The organism is Bifidobacterium sp. SO1 (assembly GCF_018555335.1).
GTDB lineage: Bacteria > Actinomycetota > Actinomycetes > Actinomycetales > Bifidobacteriaceae > Bifidobacterium > Bifidobacterium simiiventris.
Genome location: NZ_JAFEJR010000002.1, coordinates 255,667 through 267,598, shown reverse-complemented (window position 1 = coordinate 267,598; position 11,932 = coordinate 255,667). Strand labels below are relative to the sequence as shown.

The 11,932-nt window shown below is 65.6% G+C and carries 9 protein-coding genes; 1 reads left to right on the top strand and 8 read right to left on the bottom strand.

Translation table 11 applies throughout. From position 1 onward, the window contains the following. Nucleotides 1–15: 15 nt before the first annotated feature. The 4 genes from nadD to glyA all read right to left on the bottom strand — a co-directional run bounded on the left by nadD (nucleotide 16) and on the right by glyA (nucleotide 4,287). Nucleotides 16–777: a nicotinate-nucleotide adenylyltransferase gene (gene nadD / locus JS541_RS03190; RefSeq protein ID WP_214373038.1), complete on the bottom strand. Its 762-nt coding sequence runs from the start codon at nucleotides 775–777 to the stop codon at nucleotides 16–18. Beyond that, nucleotides 774–1,319, bottom strand: a complete 546-nt coding sequence (locus JS541_RS03185; protein WP_214373146.1) for a phosphoribosylglycinamide synthetase — start codon at nucleotides 1,317–1,319, stop codon at nucleotides 774–776. Before JS541_RS03185 ends, nadD begins: the two co-directional genes overlap by 4 nt. An 89-nt stretch (nucleotides 1,320–1,408) precedes the next feature. Beyond that, on the bottom strand, nucleotides 1,409–2,716 hold the full coding sequence (locus tag JS541_RS03180; RefSeq protein ID WP_214373037.1) for a glutamate-5-semialdehyde dehydrogenase: 1,308 nt from the start codon (nucleotides 2,714–2,716) through the stop codon (nucleotides 1,409–1,411). Between the two features lie 263 nt (nucleotides 2,717–2,979). Further along, nucleotides 2,980–4,287, bottom strand: coding sequence for a serine hydroxymethyltransferase (gene glyA / locus JS541_RS03175; RefSeq protein WP_214373036.1), 1,308 nt, complete (start codon nucleotides 4,285–4,287; stop codon nucleotides 2,980–2,982). Between the two features lie 180 nt (nucleotides 4,288–4,467). Between glyA and thrC the strand changes: the two genes are divergently transcribed. After that, the gene (thrC, locus tag JS541_RS03170) at nucleotides 4,468–5,955 is read left to right on the top strand and encodes a threonine synthase (RefSeq protein WP_214373035.1); all 1,488 of its coding nucleotides are present in this window, start codon (nucleotides 4,468–4,470) and stop codon (nucleotides 5,953–5,955) included. Between the two features lie 87 nt (nucleotides 5,956–6,042). Here thrC and JS541_RS03165 read toward each other — a convergent pair whose 3' ends face one another. From JS541_RS03165 to JS541_RS03150, 4 genes are all read right to left on the bottom strand, one after another. Continuing rightward, nucleotides 6,043–7,185 carry a DUF5808 domain-containing protein gene (locus tag JS541_RS03165; protein ID WP_214373034.1) on the bottom strand — a complete coding sequence of 381 codons (1,143 nt, stop codon included), beginning with the start codon at nucleotides 7,183–7,185 and terminating at the stop codon, nucleotides 6,043–6,045. Nucleotides 7,186–7,187: 2 nt separating this feature from the next. Then, on the bottom strand, nucleotides 7,188–7,634 hold the full coding sequence (locus JS541_RS03160) for a GntR family transcriptional regulator (RefSeq protein ID WP_214373033.1): 447 nt from the start codon (nucleotides 7,632–7,634) through the stop codon (nucleotides 7,188–7,190). 184 nt (nucleotides 7,635–7,818) lie between these two features. Continuing rightward, complete coding sequence (locus JS541_RS03155) at nucleotides 7,819–8,904, bottom strand: LacI family DNA-binding transcriptional regulator (RefSeq protein ID WP_214373032.1); 1,086 nt, start codon at nucleotides 8,902–8,904, stop codon at nucleotides 7,819–7,821. 178 nt (nucleotides 8,905–9,082) lie between these two features. Continuing rightward, on the bottom strand, nucleotides 9,083–11,896 hold the full coding sequence (locus JS541_RS03150) for a discoidin domain-containing protein (RefSeq protein WP_214373031.1): 2,814 nt from the start codon (nucleotides 11,894–11,896) through the stop codon (nucleotides 9,083–9,085). Nucleotides 11,897–11,932: the final 36 nt, after the last annotated feature.

Genomic DNA, 11,932 nt, shown 5'->3' with positions numbered 1-11,932 from the left:
GCAACGTAGCGCCGTTTACCGGTACAGACCGTGCTTGCCGATGTACTGCACCACACCGTCCGGCACGAGGTACCAGACCGGCTCGTTGTGTTCGGCGCGGCGGCGCACGTCGGTCGAGGAGATCGCCAGCGCGGGGATCTCCAGCGTGTCGACCTTGCCTTCCGGCAGGCGCACGCCAACCGGCGACGAATAGCCGGGACGGGTGACCGCGACGAAGTGCGCGAGATCCCACATGTGCTCGGCGTCCTTCCACTGCATGATCTCGGCCACGGCGTCCGCGCCGGTGATGAAGAACAGTTCGGCGTCCGGGTGCTGCGCGCGGATGTCGCGCAGCGTGTCGATCGTGTACGTGATGCCCGGCCGGTCGATGTCGACGCGCGAGACGGTGAACTTCGGGTTCGACGCGGTGGCGATCACAGTCATCAGATACCGGTCCTCCGCGTTCGTGACCTTCTTGTCGAGCTTGAACACGGGCCGTCCGGTCGGCACGAAGATCACCTCGTCCAGGTCGTACACCCATGCGACCTCGGAGGCCGCGACCAGGTGCCCGTTGTGGATCGGGTCGAATGTGCCGCCCATGATGCCGATGCGCGGGCGCGCATGCCGGTTGCCGCGCGTGGACAGCCGCCATCGGGGCGTGCCGGTCACCGAACTGACGGCGTTGACGCTGTTCTCGACCGCGCTTTCCGGCGACAGGTCGGCCATGCGGCGCGCCGGCTCGCCTGCGGCGACGGTCTGTTCGGCGGCCTTGTTCGCAGGTTCCGCTCCCCCGCTCATGCGCGCACCGCCTCGTCACCCTGCTCGCGGTCGGCGTCCTGCGATTCGCGGGCGATCTCGCCGGCGGTCGTATCGGATTCCTGCGGGTCGATCTTGCCCATGTCCTCGTCCCACTCGTCCTGCACGACGCGGCGAATCTCCGCGAACGTCGGCAACGCAAAATCGGGCTGGTACAGCCGACGCACCTCGGCGACGCGCTCGGTGACGCGAATCAGCGTGTCGGTCATGCCGTCCACGTCACCGTCGCGCTCCATCGCGGAGAACTTGCCGATGTACTGCTCCATGAGCTGCATCTGCTCGCGCACGGTGCGCAGCTGGTCGGCGGTCAGGTCGACGACCTCGTTGGAATGTTCGTCGGGCCAGCCGATCAACACCGCATCCGCGTATTCGAGCGATGCGCGCTGCGCGGCCGAGGCGATGCCGTCCTCGATCTGCACGAGGAACACGTAGCGCACGATGCTCAGTCGTTCGGCGGCGATCTTCATGCCCAGCCGCGGGTCGGTCAGGTCGATGTCGGGGCGCAGCGGCTTGCTGACGAGCATGCCGTCCTCGGTGGTCGGCATGTCGACGCCGTTCGTCGTCGTCTCGGCGGTGTTCTCCTGTTCCTGCATAACGGTGGTTTCCTCCTCGCTCATCGTCTCACCTGGCCGGTGCCGTAGCCGATCCATTTCGTCGTGGTCATCTCGCGCAATCCCATCGGCCCGCGCGCGTGCATCTTCTGCGTGGAGATGCCGAGTTCGGCGCCGAATCCGAACACACCGCCGTCGGTGAAGCGCGTGGACGCGTTGACCATGACCACGGCCGAGTCGATGCGGCTCGTGAACTCCTCAATCGCGGAATAGTCCTCGGCGATGATCGATTCAGTGTGCCCGGTGGAGTGCGCGTTGATATGCTCGATGGCCTCGTCCAACGAATCCACGACCTTGACGCCCATCGTCAACGCAAGGTATTCGGTGTCCCAGTCCTCGTCGGTGGCGGCGAGCAGGTTCACGCCGTCGATGCCGGCCTCGTCGATGATGCCGTACGCCGTGTCGTCGGCGTGCAGTTCGACCTGCGCCTCGGCGAGCGCGCGGGCGATGGCGGGCAGGTATTGTGCGGCGACGTCGTGGTGGATGATGAGTTTTTCGGCGGCGTTGCATACGCCGACGCGTTGCGTTTTCGCGTTGATGATGATCGGGATGGCCTTGTCGAGGTCGCCGGATCGGTCGATGTAGATGTGGACGTTGCCGGCGCCGGTTTCGATAACGGGGACTTTGGAGTTGCGTACGACGGCTTGGATGAGGCCGGCTCCGCCGCGTGGCACGAGGACATCGATGTGGCCGCGGGCCTCCATCATGGCGGTGGCGCCGTCGCGGCCGTATTCGTCGACGGTGTCGACAAGGGCGGGGTCGAAGCCGTGGTCGGCAATGACGTCGCGGATGATGGCGAGGGTGGCTTGGTTGGTGCGTTCGGCCGCGTGGCCGCCGCGCAGGATGGCGGCGTTGCCGGATTTGAGGCAGAGGCTGGCGACGTCGACGGTGACGTTGGGGCGGGCTTCGTAGATCATGCCGATGACGCCGAGGGGGACGCGAGTCTGTTGCAGGCGCAGTCCGTTGGGCAGGTTGTAGCCGCGGACGATCTCGCCGATGGGGTCGGGCAGGGTTGCGACGTGGCGGACGCCTTGCGCGGCGGCGGCGATGCGGGGCACGTCGAATTGGAGGCGGTCGAGTTTGCCGGTGTCCATGCCGGCTTCGCGCGAGGCGATCATGTCGAGTTCGTTGGCGCCGGCGATTGCGTCGGCGCGGGCGTCGAGCGCGTCGGCGATCGCGTTCAGTAGTTCGTTTTTGGCTTCGGTGTCGGCCTGGGCGAGTGCGCGTTGGGCGCGGGCCGCGTCGTCGGCCTTCGCGCATACCGCGTCGAACACGGTCTGCGGCACCTGGACCTCTTCGCTATTCGTCATACCCACACCTTAGCGCAAGTCGGCGTCAGCCGGCATCATCCCGATCCACAGCATCGTATGTCGAAGTGGGTCATACGTACGTTTGTGCAGGACCGTCCGCAGAAACGTACATCAGCCGACGCCCAGCGTACGTTCTTGCAGAACCGTCCACAGAAACGTACGCTGCGGCGCATCATGTGTACGTTTTCGCAGCGACGGCCGCACAACCGTACGCTGGGCGGCGCTCGGCATACGGTTGTGCAGATGGATTGCCATCTGGCCGATCAGTGGACCTGATCGAGGCCCGGGTAGAGCGGGAAGTCCTCGACGAGCTTGTCGACGCGCTTCTTGAGGGTCTCCACGTCGGCGGACGGACCGGCGGCGAGCGCGGTGCCGATGATGTCGGCGACCTCTTCGTATTCCTTGGGTCCGAAGCCGCGGGTGGCGAGGGCGGACGTGCCGATCCTGAGGCCGGAGGCGATGGAGGCAGGGCGCGGGTCGAACGGCACGGTGTTGCGGTTGATGGTGATGCCGCACTGGGCGAGGAGGTCTTCGCCCTGCTTGCCGTCCATTTCGCTGTTGCGCAGGTCGACCATGACGAGGTGGACGTCGGTGCCGCCGGTGAGCACGCTGATGCCGTTCTTCTTGACGTCGTCGGCGGTGAGGCGTTCGGCGAGGATCTTGGCGCCGTCGAGGGTGCGCTGCATGCGGTCCTTGAATTCGGGAGTGCCGGCGACCTTGAAGCTGACGGCCTTGCCGGCGATGACGTGCATGAGCGGGCCGCCCTGCTGGCCGGGGAAGACGGCGGAGTTGAGCTTCTTGGCGTATTCCTCCTTGGCGAGGATGAAGCCGGAACGCGGGCCGCCGAGGGTCTTGTGCGCGGTGGAGGAGACGACGTCGGCGTACGGGACCGGACTGGGGTGCAGACCGGCGGCGACGAGGCCGGCGAAGTGGGCCATGTCGACCCAGAACTTGGCGCCGACCTCGTCGGCGATCTCCTTCATGGCCTTGAAGTCCTCGATGCGCGGGTAGGCGGACCAGCCGCCGATGATCATGGCCGGGTGGACCTCGAGGGCGCGCTGGCGGATGATCTCGGGGTCGATGCGGAACGTTTCGGGGTTGACGCCGTAGGCTTCGGCGTGGTAGAAGCGGCCGGAGAAGTTGATCTTCATGCCGTGGGTGAGGTGGCCGCCGTGGTCGAGGGCGAGGCCGAGGACGGTGTCGCCGGGCTTGACGAGCGCCTGGTAGACGGCGGCGTTGGCCTGGGCGCCGGAGTGGGGCTGCACGTTCGCGTATTCGGCGCCGAAGAGTTCCTTGGCGCGGTTGCGGGCGATGGTCTCGAGCTTGTCGACCTGCTCGCAGCCGCCGTAGTAGCGGCGTCCCGGGTAGCCTTCGGCGTACTTGTTGGTCAGGACGGAACCCTGCGCCTGCAGGACGGCGCGCGGCACGAAGTTCTCGGATGCGATCATCTCGAGGCCGTCCTGCTGGCGGTGCAGTTCGGCGGTGAGGATCTCGGCGATCTCCGGGTCGGTGTCGGCGATCGGCGCGTTGAACGCGTCGGTGGGGGTCTGGGCGAGCGGCGAAGCAGTCATCTGCGCTCCTTTAATCGGTGGTACTACGATTCCGCGGTTGCGGTTGTGCATAGTGTAGGGCCGGGTCATGTTACGAATCGTTTGCGTCTCATATTCGCGCCTCGTCCCGCTCCCCTGCCCACTGCTGACGGTACACTTGAGCCACACTGTCGGTATCCGTCATCTTTCGCGAAGGGCATCATGACCACGTTCCATTCCACGCGTTCCACCACCGATTCACTGACCTCCAAGGAGGCCATCCGCAAAGGAATCGCCGACGACGGCGGCCTGTTCGTGACCGATTCGCTCGGCGAGACAACGGTCGACATCGCGAATCTCGCCGGCCGCCCGTATCAGGCGATCGCGTACGACGTGCTGCACGCGCTGCTGCCGGACTTCGGGGAGGACGAACTGAAGGACTGCATCGCCGCCGCGTACGGCGCGCAGTGGTCCGACGAACGCATCACGCCGTTGAAGCCGGTCGGCGACGACTACATCCTCGAACTGTTCAACGGCCCGACCTCCGCGTTCAAGGACGTCGCCCTGCAGATCCTGCCGCGGTTCATGGCGCGCACCACGCCGGCCGACGGCGATGGGGACGAGAAGATCATGATCCTCACGGCCACGTCCGGAGACACGGGCAAGGCCGCGCTGGCCGGGTTCGCCGACGCGCCGGGCACCGCGATCACCGTGTTCTATCCGCAGGGCAAGGTCAGTCAGGTGCAGGAGCTGCAGATGACCACGCAGACCGGCTCGAACGTGAACGTCGCCGCGGTCGAGGGAAACTTCGACGATGCGCAGTCCGCGGTCAAGCGCATCTTCGGCGACCGCGAGCTGGCGGACAAGCTCGCCGCCGACTCGCACGTCGTCCTGTCGTCCGCGAACTCGATCAACGTGGGCCGTCTCGTGCCGCAGGTCGTCTACTACTTCTCCGCGTACGCGCAGCTTCTGGAACAGCAGGTCATCAACGTGGGAGACGAGGTCGAGTTCGTCGTGCCGACCGGCAACTTCGGCGACATCCTCGCCGGCTACTACGCGAAGCGTCTCGGCCTGCCGGTCAAGCACCTGATCGTCGCAAGCGACAAGAACAACGTGCTGTTCGACTTCCTCACGTCCGGCACGTACAACCGCCAGCGCCCGTTCTACCAGACGATCTCGCCGTCGATGGACATCCTCATCTCCTCGAACCTCGAACGCATGCTGTACTACTTCGCCGAAGGCGACACGCGGCTGATCTCGATGCTCATGAACGATCTGAAGAACTGGGGCACGTACGAGGTTCCGGAACCGCTGCTGGCGAAGGTGCGCCAGCTGTTCGGCTGCGGCTGGGCGAACGAGGACCAGGTGCGCGAGATGATCGCCGACTGCTGGACGAAGAACCGGTACGTGATCGACCCGCATACCGCGTGCGCGTATTTCGTGGCGCAGCAGATGCCGCGCGACCCACTGACCCCGCGCGTGATCCTCGCGACCGCCAGCCCGTACAAGTTCCCGCGCACGGTCAACGAGGCGCTCGGATTCGACGCGACCGGCACCGATTTCGACTGCATGGACGTGCTCGCGCGCGAGACCGGCACCACGGCCCCGGCAGCATTGCGCGGCTTGGAGCATGCCGACGTGCGCTTCGACACGGTCGTGCCGATCGACGGCATGGAAGGCTTCGTGGAGACCGCCGCCAAGGCGCTGTGATCCGTCCCCCGGCCTCTGTTATGTGAAGGCCGCTCCCAACCAATCGAGGGAGCGGCCTTCACCATATGTGACGCGGCGAGCCACACGTCACATCAGGAACGGCAATAGGATGAGCGCGATCGAGATGACGACGAGCGCGATGGCCGCGAGCCAGACGACGGGGCGGGCGCAATTGACCGTCCAGCCGACGCCGAACCGCTTGGGGACCCAGATGGCCGGGTCGTCGCGGTTGACGTAGAACACGCCGCCGATCCAGTGACGGTCGTCGTCGGCCGGCATCGCGTCATCGCTCTCCGAGCCTCCATTCCCATTCGATACACCGGCGTAGAAGCGCGACCCGTTCTGCCCGCAGTACACGCTGATCACCAGTACGCCGGTCAATGCGGCCACGGCGAGCAGCATCGCGACCGTGGCGAACAGGTCGATGGCGATCGCGCCGATGGTGGCGAGCTGCACGCCCAATCCCATCCAGCCGGCCACGAGCAGGCCGATCACAAGCGTGTAGATGCTCCAGACGCGGGCGAACGTGCCGTATGCGAATCCGGTGGTGGCGGGATGGTCTGGGTCGATCGGCTTCTTCGCGGCGATGATGGCGGCGTGGGCGGCAATCATCACCACGGCCACGATGACCTGACCGGGCACGGCCATGAGGATCAGCCACGGGCTTTTGCTCGCCCAGCCGTCGATCTGCCCGGCCATGTTCTCGTGGATCGCGACCCGCTCGGGCATGGTGCCGTAGCCGAGCACACCGACCAGGACGGTGACGGCGAGCGCCGCGACGTGGAGGAGTTCCCATGTGAGGCTGATCGGTTCGGGGTTGTTGTGTTCCGCGATGATGGCGGCGCGGCGGTCGGTGTCGGTGTGCCAGTTGCGGCGGTCTGCGATGTTGCGTGTTGTGCGGCGGCAGATCTGTTGGGCGGCGAAGCCGATCACGGTGAGCATGACAGAGACGGCCGAGATCGTCCATATCGCGGGTTCGGTGCCGAATCGTTGCCAGACGGCCAGTGATATGGCGGTTGCGATGGTGCCGGTTGCGGCCATCGTCCATGAGAATCCGCGTTTGAGCCGGCGGATGGCCGGGTCGGCGTGGGCCGCGGGCGGTACGGTCACGCCGAATGCTTCGCGTCGGTCGGTGATCCACGGTATGGCCGTGAGGCTGATGGTCACCAGTATCGGCAGCAGGAATGTGGTGCCGAGTATGACGTTCATGGTGGTGTTCGCGTCGTTCATGATCATTCCCCCTGTCTGATGTCGCGCTCGCTTGATGATGTGTAGACGCGTTCGGCCTGTCGTCGTGCGGCGTCGAGGAATGCGTCAAGGCTGCCGCCGCGGGCTTTGTGGGCGAGCGCGAGCCGGTGCAGGTCGTCGTTCATGCGTTTGGTTTGTTCGTCGGTGGTGCGGGTTGTCGCGGTGTCGGCGCCGTCGGTGGTGTCGGTGGCACGTCGGTCGGCGACGCTCGCGCCGGTGCCGCGTCGCATGACGATGTATCCTTCGTCGCGCAGCAGGGCGTATGCCTTGTTGACGGTGTGCAGGTTGATGCCGAGGTCGACGGCGAGCGCGCGGACGGATGGCAGTTGGTCGCCGGGGGTGAGTTCGTCGTTGGCGATGCCGGCGATGATCTGCCGGTGCAGTTGTTCGTAGATCGGTATGTCGCTGCGTTGGTCGATGTCGATGATCATCGGCGTTGTTCCTCCCGTCTCACGCCACGCGTTCTAGTTGTTCTATATCAACTATAACATCGATGGGCGCAAGGACGCGCGAACGTCCGTATGTTCGCATGATCGAACCGGTTGCGCGAGCATACGGAGGATGCGGGACGGCATGGTTCCGGCCGCCCGCAACCCCTCTGCCGCGGCGGCGGGGTCAGCCGACCGTCCGTTCGGTGCTTTCGCGCACGATGAGCTGCGGTGTGAGGATCTTGCGGTTGCCGCTGACGCGTTCGCCGGCGAGCATCTTGAGCAGGAGCTTGGCGACCTTCGCGCCGTATTCGCCGGCGTCGCGGTGCACCGACGTGATCGACGGGTAGACCGCCTCGCAGATGAAGCTGTCCTCGAAGCTGACGATCGCGGGCAAGCCGGCCGGGTACTCCCCCGTTTCGAGCAGCCGCTTGCTCACCGCGCGCAGGCTGGCGGCGGCCAGCGTCTCGCTTTCGTAGATGAACGCGGTCGGCGGCACCGGCAGACGCAGCAGGCGCAGCGTGGTCTCGGCGGCCTTGGTCGTGTCGAATTCGGTGAATTCCACGTGGATGGATTCGAGCCGGCTGCGTTTGGCGAACGCGCGGAACGCCGTCTCGCGGTCCCGGCTGTAGTCGAGGGCCGGATCGCCGCACAGGTAGGCGATGCGGCGGTGACCGCGGTCGAGCAGGTGCCTGAGCACGCTCGTCATCGTGCCGGAGTCGTCGATCGACAGCGACGGCACCAGCCCGGACGGATCGGGGCCGCCGGCGAGCGCCGCGGTGACGCCGAGCTGGTTGAGCAGTTCGGGGCGCGGGTCGTCGGCGCGCAGGTCGACGAGGATGACGCCGTCGACGCGTTTGCGTCGCGACCAGTCGCGGTAGACGGCCAGTTCCTCGTTCAGCGACGAGCATGGACGGTAGAGCAGGCCGTATCCTTTGGCGCTGAAGGATGCGTGCAGGCCGGTCATGAAGTGGAGCATGAAGCTTTCGTCCTGCAGTCCGTCGGCGGATCGGGCGGGGGCGAAGCCGACGGTCATCGTTTTGGAGGAGCCGAGGGCCTGGGCTGCGTAGACGGGGCTCCAGCCGAGTTTGGCGGCGGCCTGTTTGACCTTGCGTTTGGTTTCCTCGGATACGCCGGGGCGGTCGTTGATCGCGAACGAGACGGCGGTCTGCGAGATGCCGAGTTCGTCGGCGATGTCCTTGAGGCCGATCCGCCGTTGTTTGCCGGAGGATCGTGCGGTGCCCGCACCCTTGTCTTCGTCGTTGTTCGTCATCGTTGATCCACTTTCGCTCCCCTGTCCGACCGCATATTGACAGGATTAACTAAACCGTTTTATCTATTATACGGCAAGGGCGGCCCCGTGCAGCGCGCGAAGACCACCCTTTGCCCGTCGGGTTCGCATGCCGGAGGCGCGGGGTCGCGCGTATCCGGCATGCGCCCGGCGCATGATGTCAGAGCACGGATCCGTCCGCGCCGAGCACCTGCAGCTCGTAGATGCGGGCCGCGGTGTCGCTGCCCTGCGTCGGCTTGTCGACGACGAGCTTGACGTAGCGGGCGTCGACGGGGGCGAACGCGTCGGACGTGGTGCCGGCGGTGTTCTTCTTCACGGTCGCGACCGTGGTGAACTCCTTGCCGTCCTGGCTGACGGCGATCGAGTACGCCTGCGTGTTCATGCTGGCGTCCTCGCCGCCGGCCTGCGCGTGGGCGATGTCGATCTGGCTGACGGTCTTGACGTCGCCGAGGTCCACCGTGATCTCGTGCGGGGCCGGGCCGGTGACGCACCACTTCTTGGACGTGTCGCCGTCGACCGCGAACGCGGGCTGCTCGTTGCTGTTGGTGAAGCCGTCGGCCTCGGTGGCCTTGCCTTGCGACAGCAGAGTCAGGGAGGCGCCGGACTTGATCTTCGAGGAGACGACGATCTCTCCGGCGAGCTTGGTCGTGGCTTCGCCGCTGTCGTTTTTCGCGGTGATCTCGACGTCGTACACGCCTTCCTTGTCGTAGGTGACGGTGACCTTGTCGCCGTCGGCCTTCTCCTTGCTGGAGCCGGGCAGCGACCACGAGACGCTCTTGGTGTTCTTGGAGCTGGCGGAGGTGAACGTGACCTCGTCGCCCACGCCGATGAGCGTGCGCGAGGCGGTGGCGGCGGCCTTCGGCTTGCTGTTGTCGGGCCATTCCATGTCGGTCTTGGCGGACGTGCCCTGGTTGCCGTAGCGGTCGACGGGCACGACCTCGAACGTGGTGTTGTTCGTCTCGCCGGTGCGGGTCAGGGACGCGGCGTAGAAGTTCTCGACGTTGGAGATGCCGAGGAAGGAGCGGGACTTGTCCTCGTTGATCTTGTACACCTCGTAGGCGGCCGCGTCGCCGTCGGCCTTCCAGGACAGGCGCACGCCGGCGTAGATCGCGTCGTCGTCGAACTGCTTGTCGCCGACGGCCACCGACGTGACCTTGCCCGCCGAGGTCTTTTCGGCGCCGTCCTTGAGCGTGATGTTGCCGAGCAGCAGCTGGTAGCCGGCCTTGTCCTCGTCGCTCTTGTATGTAATGTCGAATCCGGTCATCGACTTGCCGGCGTACTTGGACACGTCGTATGTGACGGTCGTCCAGTCCTCGCCGATCTTCTTGTTCGACTTCGGCGCGACGGTCTCGCTCGTGCCGTCGGCGAACGTGAGCACGGCGTCGAGTTCGGTGGAGGCGTTTGCCTTGGCGGTCATCGACAGTTCGGTCTTGTCGGCGAGCTTGACATTGGCCGAGTACAGGCGCACGTCGGTGGAGCCGCCCTTCTTGACCACGCCGGAGAACTTGAGCGACGAGCCGCCGTACCATGCTTCGGCGTCGGAGTAGTCGGCCTTGGTCTTGTTGCCGCCCTGGTCGGAGACGGTCCAGCGGTAGGTCGGCTGGATGTCGGAGACGGAACGGTTGTTCCAGTCCATCTTCGAGATCTGCTCGCCGTCTCGGAAGAAGCTGTAGCCGGAGCCGTTGTTGAAGTTCGTGACGAACGGCAGCGACGTGATGGCCGACTGTTCGACCACGTAGTTGGACACGCCCTGCCAGGCCTCGTCGCCGTCGTACGAGTCGTTCTGGCTCGGGTCGCCGGCCTTGTTGACCCACAGGCGGCTTTCGTTGGCGCGGAACGTGGTCGGGTTGCCGGCCGCCCAGTAGGCCCAGCTCGGGCAGTACAGGCCGAGCGACGTGTGCGTCTTGCCGTCGGAGCCGGCGAGCAGGTTCCACTTGACCGGCGTGTCGTAGCCGTTGGCCTGCACGTCGACGCCGGCGTACAGCGAGTACGGGTCGACGCCGATCTCGGCGGCCTTGTCGGCGGACGCCTTGAGCAGGTTCTTGTCGGCCAGCTCGTCCTCGGTCCACCAGAAGTTGAGGAACATGTCGTCGGCGACCTGGGTCTTGCCGTCGGTCATGAACATCTTGTTCTCGTCGGTGAGCGCGTTCTGCCAGTCGATCGCGCCGTCCTTGGTCATCGAATCGTAGTAGACGACGCGCAGGTCGGGCGCCTGCTCCTTCAGGTACTTGATGAACGCCTGCATCTTCTCGGCGTACTTGGCGCCGAGCGCGGTCTCGTTGTCGCCTTCGGTCTCCTGGTTGATGAACCAGCCGTCGAAGCCGTAGGTCTGGGCGACCTCGATGAGCTTGTCTGCCACGGGGAACGAGCCGTCCGCGTCCTGGGCGAGGGTCTGGTCGAGCCATTCGACCTTGCCGCCGGACACGTTCTGCGGGAAGAACACGGTGCCGAGCACGGGCACGCCGTTGGTGTGGGCCATGTCGGTGACGTCCGGGCTGGGCGGCACGATGATGCCTTCGCCGGACGAGCCGCCCCAGTAGACGAGCTGGTCGACGTACTGCCAGTAGGAGAACGTGTTGGCGTTCGCGTTGTTCAGGCCGTGGGGCGCGTTGCCGGACGTAGACGAGTTCATGATGGAGATGGCCATCACCTTGGTGTCCGTGTTCTGGGTCTTGTTGACGGCCTTGAGGTCCTTTTTGTCGACGCGCTTGGCGAGCGGCACGGTGCTCACGTTGTAGGCGAGGTCCGGGTCGTCCTTCGCGTTCCATTCGAGCAGGGTGTCGGGGAACCAGTAGGAGGATTCGGGCTGGTTCTTGAGGATGAGCTCCTCGTTCTCGTTTTCCGGCGTGACCGTGTACTTCACGCCCGACGCGCCGGACGTGGCCGAGCACGCCGCGAGCGAGGCGAGCATCGCCCCGGCGAGCGCCGCCGCCATGAATCGGCGCGACACGGCTACGAGTGTCTTCTTGTTCATCGGTTTCCTTTCTTGTCGTCGGCTCTGCTGTGCGCC

Bases quoted from the DNA above. Each gene is read 5' to 3' on its own strand.
- nadD (WP_214373038.1), bottom strand. From the start codon at position 777: ATGAGCGGGGGAGCGGAACCTGCGAACAAGGCCGCCGAACAGACCGTC.
- JS541_RS03185 (WP_214373146.1), bottom strand. From the start codon at position 1,319: ATGCTCGTCAGCAAGCCGCTGCGCCCCGACATCGACCTGACCGACCCG.
- JS541_RS03180 (WP_214373037.1), bottom strand. From the start codon at position 2,716: ATGACGAATAGCGAAGAGGTCCAGGTGCCGCAGACCGTGTTCGACGCG.
- glyA (WP_214373036.1), bottom strand. From the start codon at position 4,287: ATGACTGCTTCGCCGCTCGCCCAGACCCCCACCGACGCGTTCAACGCG.
- thrC (WP_214373035.1), top strand. From the start codon at position 4,468: ATGACCACGTTCCATTCCACGCGTTCCACCACCGATTCACTGACCTCC.
- JS541_RS03165 (WP_214373034.1), bottom strand. From the start codon at position 7,185: ATGAACGACGCGAACACCACCATGAACGTCATACTCGGCACCACATTC.
- JS541_RS03160 (WP_214373033.1), bottom strand. From the start codon at position 7,634: ATGATCATCGACATCGACCAACGCAGCGACATACCGATCTACGAACAA.
- JS541_RS03155 (WP_214373032.1), bottom strand. From the start codon at position 8,904: ATGACGAACAACGACGAAGACAAGGGTGCGGGCACCGCACGATCCTCC.
- JS541_RS03150 (WP_214373031.1), bottom strand. From the start codon at position 11,896: ATGAACAAGAAGACACTCGTAGCCGTGTCGCGCCGATTCATGGCGGCG.